Origin of the sequence: Sphingomonas hankookensis (assembly GCF_001619955.1) — a bacterium.
GTDB lineage: Bacteria > Pseudomonadota > Alphaproteobacteria > Sphingomonadales > Sphingomonadaceae > Sphingomonas > Sphingomonas hankookensis_A.
The window spans coordinates 513,086-527,869 of record NZ_LQQO01000001.1; the positions used below are offsets into that span (position 1 = coordinate 513,086).

The window sequence follows — 14,784 nt, forward strand, 5'->3', positions numbered from 1 at the left end:
CCTCAACGATACTCGATCACCGCATCGCGCCGCAGGTCGCGCATCATCCGCTGGGCACGCAGGTTCACGCGCTCCTGTTCCAAGCCCTGCTGGATCTGCGCCGCGCTCGGGATGCCGGCGGTGCGCGGGTCTTCGCGACCGCACAGGATCAGCACGCGGACGCCGTCCTTGGGGGAACCGAACGGCGGCGTCGCCTGTCCGACGTTCAGCTTCAGGATGATGTCCTGCAGTGCCGGCGGCAGGCTGCGCAGCACCACCGAGTCGTTGTCGACGACTTCGGCCTTCTGCGCCTGCGCGATCTTGGTCGCATCGCCGCAACCGCGGATCGCCTGCGTTGCCTCGGTAAAGGCGGCGACCTTCGCGCTCGCCTGCGCCTCGGTCGTGCCGGGGGCGAACGGCAGGAACAGCTGGCGCAGCGCCAGCTTGGCGTCGCGCGGATCGGCCATCAGCACCTGCCGCTTGTCGGCCAGGTACAGGATCGAATAGCCGCCCGGCACCTCGATCGGGCCGGCGATCTGGCCGACCTGCATCTGGGTGGCGGCGCGCTGCAACGCGTCGGGCAACATATTGAGCCGGACGAAGCCCAGGTCGCCACCGACCGCGCGGGTCGATGCTTCGGAGAAGTTGCGCGCGAAATATTCGAACGGAGCGCCCTGGCGGATCTGTTCGATCATCTTCTGCATCGCGCCCTGCACCTCGGGCGCGCGGTCGGGCGTTGCCGCCATGTAGATTTCGCGAAGGCTATATTCTTCGGTGCCTTTCGATTCCTCCATCCGCTTGATGACCGCGGCGACTTCTTCCTCGCCCACGTTCACGAACGGTTCGACCTGCCGCCGCAGCAGCCGGCTCCACGCCAGTTCGCCCTCGATCTGGCGGCGCAGCGACCGCTCCGACGAGCCGGCGGTGCGCAGATAGGCACGCAGCTGTTCCGGCGTCTGGTTGAAACGCTGCTTGGCCAGCCGGTTGAAGCTCTGCTCCAACTCGGCAGGCGTGACGGTGATGTCCTTTGCCTTCGCCTGCTGGATCTGCAGCGTCTCGTCGATCAGCTGACGCACGACCTGCGCGCGCAGCACTTCGCGATCCTCGGCGGTCAGCTTGTAATCGTTCAGCGCGACGATCAACGCCATGCGCTGGTCGACATCGGTGCCGGTCAGCACCGTGTCGTTCACGATCGCGGTCGGCTTGCGGATATTGGGGTCCAGCTTGCCGAAGATCGTCGGGTTGCCCGGCAGGTTCAGGTTCGCGCCGGGCACGTCCTGCCCGTCGCTAACCGTCTGCGCGGCCAGCGTTGCGGCGGCGGCGATCGCGACGAAACCGGCGATCGAACGGCCGATACGGCCGGCATTCACGATGTTCTTGGTCACTTGGTCGTCATATCCCATGCGCGGATGATCAGGGCGGTGCCGCATCATTCGGGCAAATTCATGGCCCGCCGCGCCTGAACAGAGCCTTATCGTCCCAGGTTCTTCAATGCCAGCGTTACCAGATAGCTGCTGCCGCTGCGCGCGTCGCCGATCCGCTGGTAATCGCGCTTCCAGGTGAGGCCCAGCCGCAGGCAGTCGTCCTCATACTGCACGCCCAGCCGGTGGCGGATCGGGTCATAGCCGTCCGACAGCGACAGCGAATCCTCCGACTTGTCGGTCAGGTCGACGGTGGCGGAGGCGAAGGCCGACCAGAACGGCCCGAACGCCGCCCGCGCGCCGACGCGGATTTCCTCGCGATCCTGCAAATCTTCCAGCTCGTCGATGTCGCGGTTGAGCCGCAGATAGCCGACCTGGACATAGGTCCGCCGGCTGCCGACCGTCGCGTCCACTTCGTTGCGGCGGATCTTCAACCCGTCCTTGTCCAGCCGGTAGCGGTGGGTGAAGGTCACCAGTTCGCGGAACCGCATGTCGGTGCGACCGACGATATCGGAAAAGCGGTCGTCCAGCCCGGTGCCGCTGGGCAGGATGCTCGCCCGCTGGCTGGTGCGATAGCTTTGCCCGACCGTCGCCGCCACCGCCACGCCCGGCAGGTCGAGCGCATAGTCGAGGCCATAGGTGACGCGCGACGAATCCTCGAACCGGTCATATCCGGCGAAGCGATTGAGCGCGAAGAGGTTCGAATCCTCCAGATCGACCGCGCGCGCATCCTCGTTCGGCACGGCGAGATTGGAGATCCTCGGCGATGCGACCAACTGCACCCGCGGGGAAATACGCTGCGTGCCGCGCCCGATCGCGCCGACGAACGGCCAGCGGACATCGACCGCCAGCGCGGCGATCCCGCGCGGGGTGAACCCTTCGTCGCCGCGATAGCTGAGCACCGCCGTATCGATCGTGTCGCGCGCGTTGTACGCATCGGCACGGCCATAGGCGGTGAACGTCACCTCCTGCCCCAGCGGGGTATAGCGGGTCAGGTCCCAGCGCGCGGCGACGAAGGCGCGCTGCGTATCCTGTCCCTCGCTGCGGCTGATCGCCAGCGTGTTCAGCTGCACCTGCGCGACGCCGCCCAGCAATCCGTTGAAGCGGCGGCGATAGTCGATCTCGGGCAGCGCGATCGGCTGCATCCCCTGATCGTCGCCGACGCGCAGCGTCTGCACCGCCCAGCCGCTGATCGACAGCATCGAATCGCGGTCGATCCGCTCGACCGTCACATTGTTGCGCAGCCGGTCGTCACGCGAAATGTCGTAGCGGCGCAGGAACGTCTGGTCGGTGGCATAGCGCAGCGACCCCGACACGCTCCAGTTCGGGTCGAGCTGGAATCGGCCGACCGTATCGATATAGCCGCGGAACGACCGCTCGGTCCCGGTCGGCGACGCGCCGAGCACCAGGTCGTCGCTGCGCCGGCTGACCGTTGCATAGCCCTGCACCCGGTACGCGCCCTTGCTCGACAGCGACCGGTAATCGGCCTGCAGCATCGGCAGGACGGCGGTGAAGACATGTGGGGTGATTGTCAGGTCGCGATTGGGCGCGAGGTTGAAATAATAGGGGACCGCGACTTCCAGCCCGTTGACCCGGTCGAGCCGGATCGACGGCGCCAGCAGCCCCGAATCGCTGCCATCGCCGATCGTGTGCGAGAAGGACGGCAGCGGGATGGTCGGCAGGCCGAAGATAGTCAGCCCCGCGCCGGTATAGCGAATGCGCTTGCGCGTCGGGTCGTACCGGACCTTCAGCGCGGTGATCTTCCACGACGGCTCCTTGGGACAGCCGGCGGAGTTCGTGACCGAACAGGGTGTATAGGCGGCACTTTCGACCGTCACCACGCCGTTTTCCGACCTGGTGCCGCGCTTCGCCGCGATCCGGCCGCCTTCGTCCAGCACGACCAGCATGTTGTCGACCACGCCGTCCTTCAGGCTGTCGGTCAGCTCGATCCGGTCGCCATAGGCGACGTCACCTTCCGGGTTGGTGACCGCAATATTGCCGTCGGCCACGACCTGTCCGGTCTTGCGGTTCCACGTCACCCGGTCGGCACGCAACCGGTTGCCCTCGCGCAGCAGCCGCACCTCGCCGGTCGCGGTCACGACATCGGCGTTGCTGTCATATTCCAGCAGGTCTGACGAAAAATCGATCTGGTCGCTGGTCGCGGGCGTCGGCAGCGCGCTTCCCGGTGGCGGAGGCGGAAGGCTGCGATCCTGCAGGTCCTGTGCGACCGCAGGGCCGGCGATCGCCAGCGTCAGGCCAAGGGCAAGCGACCCCAACGAACGCTTCACTAGTCTCGCTTCCCCAAACCGTTTGGCGCCCGACCCGCGGACGCTCGTTCCGCGCTATTGCATCGTGGCGCGGGAACCGCAATCGCCCTTGGCCCGCTTTACCTGCCCATCGCGACGCGCCTAGAAGGTGCCTGCGCCGCGTGCGCCACTGTCTTGAGGAAACCCATGTCGATTTCGATCCAGTTCGCGTCCCAGCGGGGAACCGCCACCGCCCTCGTCCTGCCCATCGCCGCCGGCGGTCTGGCGCGGGTCGATGCCGCGGGTCTGGAGCCGCAGGTCGCCTCGCTGGTGGCGGGTGCCGCCAAGGCCGAGCGCTTCGACGGCGAAGCCGGGTCGATGGCCGAAATCTTCGTGCCGGGCGAGGGGGATAGCGCCGGTCGCGTCATCCTGCTCGGCATCGGCGACGGCGAAGGGCCGGCGCTCGAAAAGGCCGGCGGTGCGCTGACCGGCCGCTTCCTGCTGTCGGGCCTGACCGACCTGACCGTCGACTTCACCGGCACCGACGTGTCGGCCAGGGCCATCGCCCGCTTCGCGGCAACCGCGGCGCAGCGCGGCTGGCGGCAGGACGGCTATCGCACCAAGATGCCCGAAAAGTCGAAGCCGACGCTGACCGGCCTGACCATCGTCGGCGCGCCCGAGGGCATCGACGATGCCTTCGTCGCCGCCGATGCGATCACCAAGGGGCTGGACCTGACCCGCACCCTCGTCACCGATCCGCCCAACATCCTGTACCCGGTCAGCTTCGTCGAGAAGTGCCGCGAGCTGGAAGCGCTGGGCGTCGAACTGACGATCCTCGACGAACGGCAGATGGCCGAACTCGGCATGGGCGCGCTCTTGGGCGTCGGTCTGGGCTCCGAAAAGGAATCGCGCCTGCTCGCGATGCGCTGGACCGGCAAGGCCGAGGGCGATGTCGACCTCGCGCTGGTCGGCAAGGGCGTGACCTTCGACACCGGCGGTATTTCGCTCAAGCCCGGGCCCGGCATGGAGGACATGAAGTGGGACATGGGCGGCGCGGGCGCCGTCGTCGGCGCGATGAAGGCGCTGGCCAGCCGCAAGGCGAAGGCGAACGTCGTCGGCGTGGTCGGGCTGGTCGAGAACATGCCCGACGGCAAGGCGCAGCGTCCGGGTGACGTGGTGACGTCGATGTCGGGCCAGACCATCGAGGTGCTGAACACCGATGCCGAAGGCCGCCTCGTCCTGTGCGACGTGCTCACCTGGGTCCAGAAGACGCATCGCCCCAAGACCATCGTCGATCTCGCCACCCTGACCGGTGCGATGATCATCAGCCTCGGCAACGAACATGGCGGCCTGTTCGCCAACGACGATTCGCTGGCCGACGAGCTGCTCGCCGCCTCGCGCGAATCGGGCGACCTGTTGTGGCGCTTCCCGCTGTCGCCGGCGTACGACAAGCTGCTCGACAGCCCGATCGCCGACATGAAGAATATCGGCCCGCGCGGCGCCGGGTCGATCACCGCCGCGCAGTTCCTCAAGCGCTATATCGAGGACGGCGTACGCTGGGCGCATCTCGACATCGCCGGCATGGTGTGGGCCGACAAGCCCGGCAACCATCACGACAAGGGCGCGACCGGTTTCGGCGTGCGCCTGCTCGACCGGTTCGTGGCGGATAATTTCGAGCAATGACGTCATTCCCGCGCAGGCGGGAATCCATACACGCTGACGTCGCGGCTCCATCGCGATCGTTAGCGGCTATGGGTTCCCGCCTGCGCGGGAACGACGAAAGGGCGCGGACATGAAAGTCGACTTCTACCACCTGACCCGCAGCCCGCTCGACCGGGTGCTGCCGCGCATCGCCCAGCGTCTCCACGACGATGGCGAGCGCCTGCTGCTGCTGTCGGACGACGCCGACCAGCGCCGTCACCTCGACATGCTGCTGTGGACCTATGCCCCCGACAGCTTCCTGCCGCATGCCGAGGCCGGCTCAGGCGACGACGCTTGCCAAGCCGTGCTGATCGCCCCCGAACCGACCGACGCCAACGCCGCACGCAACGTCGCGATCGTCGACGGTCGCTGGCGCGACGAAGCGCTCACCTTCGACCGCGCGTTCCACTTCTTCGGCGAGGATCACATCGCCGCCGCCCGCACCGCATGGAAGGGGCTGGCCGACCGCGAGGACGTCGAGCGCCGCTACTGGCGGCAGGGTGACGGCGGCTGGGAGCAGGCGGCGTAACGCTTGCCTGTCGCGCGCCGCCCGACTAGGGGGACCGGCGACAATCCTTCCAACACCATAACGCAGGAGCCGCGACCACCATGGCCGCTACCCGTACCTTTTCGATCATCAAGCCCGACGCGACCCGCCGCAACCTGACCGGCGCCGTCACCAAGATGCTGGAGGAAGCCGGCCTGCGCGTCGTCGCCTCGAAGCGCATCCAGATGACCCGCGAACAGGCCGAAGGCTTCTACGGCGTGCACCGCGAGCGTCCGTTCTTCAACGACCTGGTGTCGTTCATGATCTCCGGCCCGGTCGTCGTGCAGGTACTGGAAGGCGAGAACGCCGTGCAGAAGAACCGCGACGTCATGGGCGCGACCAATCCGGCGAACGCCGAGCCGGGCACGATCCGCAAGGAACTGGCCGAATCGATCGAAGCCAACTCGGTCCATGGTTCGGATTCGGAAGAGAATGCGAAGATCGAGATCGACTTCTTCTTCAAGCCGGAAGAGATCGTCGGCTGATTTTGGTCGGTCGATGGAGACGGGCCCGCTTCCCATTGGGAGGCGGGCCTTTTTCTTTGTCTGAAGGCTCATACCACCCCACCCGTTCGGTTCGAGCAGCCTCGAGCCTGCCGAGTTTTGGGGAGAACGCGATTTTCTAATTTTGAAACGCGACCGCACATTTGTCCGATCGCTTAAATATATATGTAATGGTTCTATTTGCATTGATGTTGCGTTTGGTGCGAGTAAGTTTGCCTTGCGACTCACGTTGCAAAGGAAACAAGTATGACAAGATCTTCGAGAATGCGTCTATTTGTAGCTTGTGCCTTTTCGCTCGCAAGCACAATGTCTGTGCCGGCTTTGGCCGAGAGCAGGCAAGCTGTTTGCGCTCGCGCTGCGAAAAACTACTGCGATGCCAACCCCGACGAATACGCATCGTATCAGGAATGTGTTGGGACCGAGTACGAGGATTGTCTCGAAGGAATTCCTGGCCCCCCTTCGAAACCACCGACCGATCCGAACCCACCCTATTGTTGGCAGTACAACATTCAATGTCCGTAAATCACGGTGTGGGGTGCGGTTTGTACCGCACTCCACGAACAGCTAACTCCGAACGATACAACATGGTCGCGTAGCCGGACTGATCTACGCCACTTCATCGAATTGAAGTGAGCGCGATCCAGCGCCGCCGCTCGGCCCGCGCATCCTCCGCGCCGCTCACCGACCGCCCGCCTCCAGCAATGCGCGTGGTGCCGCCAGTTCCCAGCTGCGCGCGATGCGATCCTCGACGAGCGTCCAGTCGACATCGCCGGTCAGCGTTATCGCGACCCAGCCCTTCGCCGCGAGATAGGCGGGCAGGGAATAGGTGTCGGGTGCCGCCTCGATCAGCATCGCCTGTTCGTCGCTGCTGCCGGTCCGCACGCACAACACGGTGCGTCCGTCGCCATGATGGTCGTCGCGAAACTGCGCGAATTGCCGGTCGTGGACGAAGAAGGTCGGCTCACCGTGGGTGGTTCGCTCGTCCACCTCCGGCAACACCTTCACGGCCTCACGGATACGGTCGAGCATCTCGGTCATCGCGTCACATACTCCGCCAGCGTTTGCGGGTAGAGGCGATGTTCCTCCACCAGCACCCGTGCCGCCAGACTGTCCGGCGTATCGTCGGGCAGGATCGGAACGCGCGCCTGGGCCAATACGCTCCCGGCATCCAACTCTTCGGTGACGACATGCACCGAACAGCCGGCTTCCCGGTCACCCGCCGCAATGGCGCGCGCATGGGTGTCGAGGCCCTTGTAGGCGGGCAGCAGCGAAGGGTGGATATTGACGATCCGGTCGCGCCACTTCGCCACGAAGTCACCCGACAACAGCCGCATATAGCCCGCCAGCGCGATCGTTTCGACGCCCGCCTCGCGCAGCGCGCCGTCGATCGCCGCCTCATACTCCGCCTTCGCCATGCCCTTGGGCGAAAGGGAAAAGGTCGCGATGCCCTGTTCGGCGGCATGGGTCAGGCCGGCGGCATCGGGCTTGTCCGACGCCACCAGCACGACCTCATAGGGACAGTCCGCCGCCTTCGCCGCCGCGACCAACGCCGCCATGTTCGACCCGCGCCCCGAAATCAGGACACCGACACGATGCCTAGCCAAGATGCGTCGCGCTCCAGTCCGCGCGCGCGCTCCACGTGCCCGCGCTGCCCTTCACGGTGCAGCCCTTGTCGCCCGCCTCGACCGTACCGATCCGCACGACCGTCTCGCCCGCTTGCGTCAGCGCTGCGGCGACCGCCTCGGCATCGTCGGCCGCGACCAGCACCGCCATGCCGATGCCGCAGTTGAAGGTCCGCGCCATCTCCTCCGGCTCGATATTGCCCTGCGCCTGCAGGAACGCCATCAACCGCGGCTGTTCCCACGCATCGGCATCGACCTGCGCATGGGCGCCCTCGGGCAGGACGCGCGGGATATTCTCCAGCAACCCGCCACCGGTAATATGGGCGAGGCCATGGATGCGCCCCTCGCGGAGCAGCGGCAGCAGCGACTTCACGTAGATCTTCGTCGGCGCCAACAGCGCGTCGATCAGCAACACGTCCTGATCGAACAGGGCAGGGCGGTCGAGCTTCCACGCCTTGTCCGCCGCCAGCCGCCGCACCAGCGAAAAGCCGTTCGAATGCACCCCCGACGAAGCGAGGCCCAGGATCACGTCGCCGACCGCCACCTTGTCGCCGGTCAGCAACTGCTCGCGCTCGACTGCCCCCACGCAGAAGCCGGCGAGGTCGTAATCCTCGCCCTCATACATGCCCGGCATTTCCGCCGTCTCGCCGCCGATCAGCGCGCAGCCCGCCTGGCGGCACCCTTCGGCGATCGATCCGACGACCCGCTCGGCGGTCTCGGCGACCAGCTTGCCGGTGGCATAATAGTCGAGGAAGAACAGCGGCTCGGCGCCCTGCACGATCAGGTCGTTGGCGCACATCGCGACCAGGTCGATGCCCACGCCGTCATGGGCGTTGTGCTCGATCGCGAGCTTCAACTTGGTGCCCACGCCGTCATTGGCGGCGACCAGCAACGGGTCCTTGAACCCCGCCGCCTTGGGATCGAACACCCCGCCGAACCCGCCCAGTTCGGCATCCGCCCCCGGGCGCCGCGTCGATTTCGCCAACGGCCCGATGGCACGGACCAGGGCATTGCCCGCCGCGATCGATACGCCTGCCTGTGCGTAGGTATAGCCGCCGCCGCGGTCCGCTTCGTTGCTCATGATTGCCGGTTAGCTACATCGCGCTTGGATTTCCACGCCTGCTTCGTCAAAAGGCGGCCATGACTTTGTATCAGCCCCGCCGCATCCTTGCCGCCGTCGCCTTGGGCGTCGTCGCCACGGGCGCGGTCGTGGCGCAACAAGGCGGCGTCGCCGCGATCGACAGCTCGGGCAGTTTCGAGGTGAACGGCGTGCGCGTCGATGTCGCCGGCCCCTCTGCTGATGCCGCCCGTACCGCCGGCTGGCGCATCGCCCAGCGCAAGGGGTGGCAAATGCTGTCGCAGCGCCTGACCGGGCAAGCCCGCTCGCTGCCCGACGGCACGCTCGATTCGCTGGTCAGCGGCATCGTCGTCGAAAGCGAACAGATCGGGCCGAAGCGCTACATCGCGCGGTTGGGCGTGCTGTTCAATCGCGGCCGTGCCGCGTCGATCCTAGGGATAGCCGGGGTTTCCGAACGCAGTCCCGCCATGCTCGTCCTGCCGCTCATCTGGGACGGTGGGACGGGCACGGTGTTCGAACGCGCAACCCCGTGGCAGGCGGCATGGGCGCGCTTCCGCACCGGCGGCAGCGTCATGGACTATGTCCGCCCCAGCGGCACCGGCGCCGACGGCCTGTTGCTGAACGCCGGACAGGTGACCCGGCGCGGGCGCGGCTGGTGGCGCACCGTCCTCAACCAATATGGCGCGTCCGACGTGCTGATCCCGCAGGTCCACCTGTACCGCCAATGGCCCGGCGGCCCGGTGATCGGCACCTTCACCGCCGGCTACGGCCCCGACAACCGCCTGCTCGGCAGCTTCTCGTTGCGGGTGGAGCAGGGCGACGCCGTCCCCGCGCTTCTCGACGAAGGCGTCCGCCGGATCGACGCAATGTATCAACAGGCGTTGCAGTCCGGCACGCTGCGCCCCGACGTCGTCCTCGCCGCGCCGCCGCCCGGCACGCCGGTCGCCCCGGTCGAGGAGGAAATCACCGACCTGACCCTGACCGATCCCACCGCCACGCCGACGCCCGCGCCTGCCGCCGAGGCGGTCACGCTGTCGATCCAGGCCGACACCCCCAATGTCGCTGCCGTCGAATCGACCGAAGCGGCGCTGCGTGCCGTTCCCGGCGTCCGTTCGGCCGCGACCTCCAGCCTTGCGCTGGGCGGCGTATCGGTGCTGCGCGTCACCTTCGACGGCGATGCCGCGATCCTTGCCGCCGCGCTGGAGGCCCGCGGCTGGCAAGTCCAGCAGGGTGAGGGCGCGCTTCGCATCCGCCGCCGTGCCGCCGCCGCCACGCCCCCGCCGCCCGCGAGTACGCCGCAGGGATGACCCAGTCGCGTACCGGATCGGCCCAGCTTTCCTTCTCGCTCGAACTGCCCGCCGGCGCCCGGCAGGACCTGTTCCTCGTCGGGCCGTCGAACGAAGCCGCCGTCCATCATCTCGACCATTGGGAGACGTGGCCAGTCAAGGCCGCGCTGCTGGTCGGCCCGCGCAAATCGGGCCGGACGCTGCTCGCCCGCTCGTTCGTCGCGCGCAGCGGCGGCACGATCGCCGACGATGCGGAGCGGTGGAACGAGACCGAACTGTTCCACGCCTGGAACCGCGCGCAGAGCGAAGGTCAGCCGCTGCTGATCGTCGCCGATGCCCCGCCGCCCATTTGGCGGATCGGCCTGCCCGACCTGCGTTCGCGCATGGGGGCGACGCCGGTGCTGCGGCTGGAAGCGCCCGACGAACTGCTGATCGAAACACTGCTGCAATATCTGTTCGACAGGAAGGAGCTCGTCGCCGCGCCGGATGTCGTGCGCTGGCTTGCCCGCCGGGTCGAACGGAGCCACCTTGCGGTGCTTCGGATCGTCGAGGCTTTGGAGGAAGATGCGATGTTGCGCTCGACGCGCCGTTTGACGATCCCGACCGCGCGCGCCGCGCTGTCCGACAGCCCGCTGCTCTTGGACCGCCTGCTGTGAACGATCCGGTCCCCTCCGCCCGCACCACGGTCGCCGCCGCGCCGGAAGCGCGCTACTTCAACCGCGAACTGTCGTGGCTGGCGTTCAACCGCCGCGTGCTGGACGAAGCGTGCAACCCCGACCATCCGCTGCTCGAAAGGCTCCGCTTCCTGTCGATTTCGGCCACCAACATCGACGAATTCTTCATGGTCCGCGTGGCCGGCCTGAAGGGGCAGCAGAACCAGGGCGTCGGCCATGAATCGGTCGATGGCCTCACCCCTTCGCAACAGCTGGCCGCGATCACCGTCGACGCCGCCGGGCTGGTCGACAGCCAGCAGCGCATCTGGCGCGACATCGCCGCCGCGCTGGCCGAAGCCAACATCTTCGTGCTCGGCGCCGACGAGATCCGCGGCGATACCGAAGTCTGGCTGGAACGCCATTTCCGCGACCAGATCTTTCCGGTCCTGACCCCGCAGGCGCTGGATCCGGCGCATCCGTTCCCCTTCATCCCGAACCTCGGCTCGGCGATGCTGTTCGACCTCATCCGCCGCTCGGACGATGTCGAGGTGCGCGAAGTCGTCCTGCTCCCGCCCGCCATGCCGCGCTTCGTCCGCCTGCCGGGCAAGGCCGCGCGCTATGTCGCGATCGAAACGATCCTGCGCCATTTCTCCGACCTGTTCTTTCCGGGCTACACCGTGCGCGCGTCGGCCGCCTTCCGCGTGATCCGCGACAGCGATATCGAGCTGGAGGAAGAGGCCGAAGACCTCGTCCTCTATTTCCGCACCGCCATCAAACGCCGCCGTCGCGGACGGATCATCCGCCTTGAAATCGAATCGGGCATCTCCGACGAACTGGTCCAGCTGCTGCGCGACGAAATGGGCGGCAGCGATGCGCTGATCACCGAAACCGGCGGGTTTCTCGGCATCGGCGACCTGTCGATGCTGGTCGCGGAGGATCGCCCCGACCTGAAATTCCCGCCCTTCTCCCCGCGCTTCCCCGAACGCATCCGCGAATATGGCGGCGACTGTTTCGCGGCGATCCGGGCGAAGGACATCGTCGTCCACCACCCGTACGAAACCTTCGACGTGGTGCTGGCCTTCCTCAAACAGGCCGCCGCCGACCCCGATGTCGTGGCGATCAAGCAGACGCTCTACCGCGCCGGCAAGCAGTCCGCCGTCGTCGCCGCGCTGGTCGCCGCTGCCGAAGCGGGCAAGTCGGTCACCGCCGTCGTCGAATTGAAGGCCCGCTTCGACGAGGAGCAGAATCTCAACCTCGCCTCGGTCCTCGAACGCGCCGGGGTGCAGGTCGTCTACGGCTTTATCGAGTGGAAGACCCATGCGAAGATCTCGATGGTCGTCCGCCGCGAGGAGCAGGGCTATCGCACCTATTGCCACTTCGGCACCGGCAATTATCATCCCGTAACCGCGCGTATCTATACCGACCTCAGCTTCTTCACCGCCGATCCGGTGATCGGACGCGACGCCGCGCAGGTGTTCAACTACATCACCGGCTATGTCGAACCGCAGGCGTTGCAACAGCTCGCCATTTCGCCGCGCGATCTGCGCAACCGGCTGGAGGCGTTGATCGAGGGCGAGATCCAGACCGCGCGGTCGGGCGGCGAAGGATCGATCTGGTTGAAGATGAACTCGCTGGTCGACCCGGCGCTGATCGACAAGCTGTATGAGGCGTCGGCGGCGGGCGTCCAGATCGACCTGATCGTGCGCGGCATCTGCTGCCTGCGGCCGGGCGTGCCGGGCATGTCCGACAACATTCGCGTCAAATCGGTCGTCGGCCGCTTCCTCGAACACAGCCGCATCTATTGCTTCGGCAACGGACAGGCGCTGCCCAATGACGATGCTTTGGTCTATGTGTCCTCGGCCGACTGGATGCCGCGCAATTTCGACCGCCGCGTCGAATATCTGCTGCCGATCAACAACCCGACCGTCCACGACCAGGTGCTCGATCAGGTGATGGTCGCCAACCTGCTCGACACCGAACAGACATGGGAACTCGGACCGGACGGCAGCTATCGCCGCGTCGCCAAGGGTGAGCGTCCGTTCAACCTCCACCGCTATTTCATGACCAACCCGTCGCTATCGGGACGCGGTGCCGCGATCGAAAGCGGGTCGGCGACGGTGCCGCAGAAATTGTCGCTCCGCGCGTGGCGGGCCGCACGGGACGGCGCGGTTTGATCCGCCTGCCCTGGGCCAGCCGCCCGGTCAGCGCGGCGCATAGTGCGATCATCGACATCGGGTCGAACTCGATCCGGCTCGTCGTCTATGGCGGGCCGGAGCGCATTCCGGCCACGCTGTTCAACGAAAAGGTGCTGGCGGGCCTCGGGCGTTCGCTGGCGGAAACCGGGCGGATCGATCCGGAGGCGATGGCGCTCGCCGCCACCGCGCTGCGCCGCTTTGCATGGCTGACCCGCGAAATGGAGGCGGAGGTGGTACGCACCGTCGCGACCGCCGCCGTCCGCGATGCCGCCAACGGACACGAACTGGTGGCGCTCGCCGAATCGCTCGGCCTGACGGTGGAAACGCTGTCGGGCGAGGAGGAGGCACAGGCTGCCGGCAACGGCGTGCTATCCGCCATTCCCGACGCCGACGGGATCGTCGGCGATCTGGGCGGGGGCAGCCTCGAACTGGTGCGGGTGAAAAACGGCAAGATCGGCGACCGCGTGTCGTTTCCGCTGGGCGTGCTGCGCATCGGCGCGATCCGCGACCGCCGCGCGGGCGAACTCGACCGCGTGGTGCAGCGGCTGGTGACCGAAGCCGGCTGGGCCGGGCGGGGGAAGGGGCTGCCCTTCTATCTCGTCGGCGGGTCGTGGCGGGCGCTCGCCCGGTTCGACATGCACCTGACCCACTATCCGCTGCCGATCGCGCACGGCTACACCATGTCGCTCGCCCGCATCGCCGAACTCGAACGGATCATCGCGCAGACGCCCCGCGCCGAGCTGAAGGCGGTGCCGAACCTGTCGGGCGGACGCCTGCCGACGCTCGACAATGCGACCGCCGTGTTGGCTGCGATGGCCCGGCATCTCGGTAGCGCGACGACGATGATTTCCGCCTATGGCCTGCGCGAAGGGCTGCTCTATGCCGCGCTCCCGTCGTCGGTCCGCAAGCAGGACCCGCTGATCGTCGCCGCGCATGACGAAGGCGCGCGACAGGGCCGCTTCGTCGAACATGGCGACCTACTCCACAAATGGATCGCGCCACTCTTTCCCGACGACGCCCCCGCCGCGGTGCGCCTGCGCCACGCCGCCTGTCTGCTGGCCGATGTGGGCTGGCACGCGAACCCCGAATTCCGCGCCGAACGCGGCATGGAGATTGCGCTGCACGGCAACTGGGTCGCGATCGACGCCGCCGGTCGTGCGATCGTCGCGCAGGCGCTGCACAGCTGTCTGGGCGGCGGCAGCACCGACGGCCCGCCCGAACCGCTCGGTCGCCTGGCGCCGATCGCCGCGCTGGAGGCGGCGCACCGCTGGGGCCTTGCCATGCGTCTGGGCCAGCGTCTCAGCGGCGGTGTCGCCACCCCGCTCCAGCGCACCGACGTCCGCCGCAAGCGCGGGCAGCTGGAACTGATCGTCCCCACCGCCGACACCGCGCTCTACGGCGAAGCGGTGCAGAAGCGCCACCGCGCGCTGGCGAGCGCCATGGGCATGGACGCGGCGCTGGTCACCCGCTGAGGCGTCGCTTTCCTACAGCGCATTGTTCTGCGAGGCTGGCGACGCTCTTTCACATCGTCGCAGCCCTACCGAGCATCGCGG

General features: G+C 67.2%; 12 protein-coding genes. 7 read left to right on the forward strand and 5 right to left on the reverse strand.

Going from position 1 to position 14,784, the window contains the following annotated elements; all coding sequences use genetic code 11:
• Positions 1-2: 2 nt before the first annotated feature.
• Both AVT10_RS02480 and AVT10_RS02485 read right to left on the reverse strand, forming a co-directional pair.
• The gene (locus tag AVT10_RS02480) at positions 3-1,364 is read right to left on the reverse strand and encodes a peptidylprolyl isomerase (protein WP_232307839.1); all 1,362 of its coding nucleotides are present in this window, start codon (positions 1,362-1,364) and stop codon (positions 3-5) included.
• Positions 1,365-1,450: 86 nt separating this feature from the next.
• Complete coding sequence (locus tag AVT10_RS02485) at positions 1,451-3,688, reverse strand: LPS-assembly protein LptD (RefSeq protein WP_066687851.1); 2,238 nt, start codon at positions 3,686-3,688, stop codon at positions 1,451-1,453.
• Positions 3,689-3,859: 171 nt separating this feature from the next.
• Between AVT10_RS02485 and AVT10_RS02490 the strand changes: the two genes are divergently transcribed.
• From AVT10_RS02490 to ndk, 3 genes are all read left to right on the forward strand, one after another.
• Positions 3,860-5,329 carry a leucyl aminopeptidase gene (locus tag AVT10_RS02490; RefSeq protein ID WP_066688126.1) on the forward strand — a complete coding sequence of 490 codons (1,470 nt, stop codon included), beginning with the start codon at positions 3,860-3,862 and terminating at the stop codon, positions 5,327-5,329.
• Positions 5,330-5,438: 109 nt separating this feature from the next.
• On the forward strand, positions 5,439-5,876 hold the full coding sequence (locus tag AVT10_RS02495; RefSeq protein WP_066687854.1) for a DNA polymerase III subunit chi: 438 nt from the start codon (positions 5,439-5,441) through the stop codon (positions 5,874-5,876).
• Positions 5,877-5,956: 80 nt separating this feature from the next.
• Entirely contained in the window at positions 5,957-6,379 is a 423-nt protein-coding gene (gene ndk / locus AVT10_RS02500; RefSeq protein ID WP_066687857.1) for a nucleoside-diphosphate kinase, read from the forward strand.
• Positions 6,380-7,075: 696 nt separating this feature from the next.
• Here the strand turns inward: ndk and AVT10_RS02505 are convergent.
• The 3 genes from AVT10_RS02505 to purM are packed head-to-tail and all read right to left on the reverse strand — an operon-like array spanning position 7,076 to position 9,100.
• Positions 7,076-7,435 (reverse strand): MmcQ/YjbR family DNA-binding protein, encoded by a 360-nt coding sequence (locus AVT10_RS02505; RefSeq protein WP_066687858.1) that lies wholly within the window; start codon positions 7,433-7,435, stop codon positions 7,076-7,078.
• Positions 7,432-7,953, reverse strand: a complete 522-nt coding sequence (purN, locus tag AVT10_RS02510; protein ID WP_084401233.1) for a phosphoribosylglycinamide formyltransferase — start codon at positions 7,951-7,953, stop codon at positions 7,432-7,434. The genes AVT10_RS02505 and purN overlap by 4 nt, the downstream gene beginning before the upstream one ends.
• A gap of 40 nt (positions 7,954-7,993) precedes the next feature.
• Positions 7,994-9,100 carry a phosphoribosylformylglycinamidine cyclo-ligase gene (gene purM, locus AVT10_RS02515; RefSeq protein ID WP_066687862.1) on the reverse strand — a complete coding sequence of 369 codons (1,107 nt, stop codon included), beginning with the start codon at positions 9,098-9,100 and terminating at the stop codon, positions 7,994-7,996.
• Positions 9,101-9,159: 59 nt separating this feature from the next.
• On the opposite strand from purM, the gene AVT10_RS02520 reads away from it, so the two are divergent.
• The 4 genes from AVT10_RS02520 to AVT10_RS02535 are packed head-to-tail and all read left to right on the forward strand — an operon-like array spanning position 9,160 to position 14,703.
• The gene (locus AVT10_RS02520) at positions 9,160-10,404 is read left to right on the forward strand and encodes a hypothetical protein (RefSeq protein WP_066687864.1); all 1,245 of its coding nucleotides are present in this window, start codon (positions 9,160-9,162) and stop codon (positions 10,402-10,404) included.
• Positions 10,401-11,039, forward strand: coding sequence for a chromosomal replication initiator DnaA (locus tag AVT10_RS02525; protein ID WP_066687867.1), 639 nt, complete (start codon positions 10,401-10,403; stop codon positions 11,037-11,039). Before AVT10_RS02520 ends, AVT10_RS02525 begins: the two co-directional genes overlap by 4 nt.
• On the forward strand, positions 11,036-13,210 hold the full coding sequence (locus AVT10_RS02530) for an RNA degradosome polyphosphate kinase (protein WP_066687869.1): 2,175 nt from the start codon (positions 11,036-11,038) through the stop codon (positions 13,208-13,210). The genes AVT10_RS02525 and AVT10_RS02530 overlap by 4 nt, the downstream gene beginning before the upstream one ends.
• Positions 13,207-14,703, forward strand: coding sequence for a Ppx/GppA family phosphatase (locus AVT10_RS02535; RefSeq protein WP_232307840.1), 1,497 nt, complete (start codon positions 13,207-13,209; stop codon positions 14,701-14,703). Before AVT10_RS02530 ends, AVT10_RS02535 begins: the two co-directional genes overlap by 4 nt.
• The last annotated feature ends 81 nt before the right edge of the window (positions 14,704-14,784 follow it).

What these genes read in the sequence shown, in the direction of transcription:
- ndk (WP_066687857.1), top strand. Translation starts at nt 5,957, where the DNA reads ATGGCCGCTACCCGTACCTTTTCGATCATCAAGCCCGACGCGACCCGC.
- AVT10_RS02505 (WP_066687858.1), bottom strand. Translation starts at nt 7,435, where the DNA reads ATGACCGAGATGCTCGACCGTATCCGTGAGGCCGTGAAGGTGTTGCCG.
- purM (WP_066687862.1), bottom strand. Translation starts at nt 9,100, where the DNA reads ATGAGCAACGAAGCGGACCGCGGCGGCGGCTATACCTACGCACAGGCA.
- AVT10_RS02520 (WP_066687864.1), top strand. Translation starts at nt 9,160, where the DNA reads ATGACTTTGTATCAGCCCCGCCGCATCCTTGCCGCCGTCGCCTTGGGC.
- AVT10_RS02495 (WP_066687854.1), top strand. Translation starts at nt 5,439, where the DNA reads ATGAAAGTCGACTTCTACCACCTGACCCGCAGCCCGCTCGACCGGGTG.
- purN (WP_084401233.1), bottom strand. Translation starts at nt 7,953, where the DNA reads ATGGCGGCGTTGGTCGCGGCGGCGAAGGCGGCGGACTGTCCCTATGAG.
- AVT10_RS02525 (WP_066687867.1), top strand. Translation starts at nt 10,401, where the DNA reads ATGACCCAGTCGCGTACCGGATCGGCCCAGCTTTCCTTCTCGCTCGAA.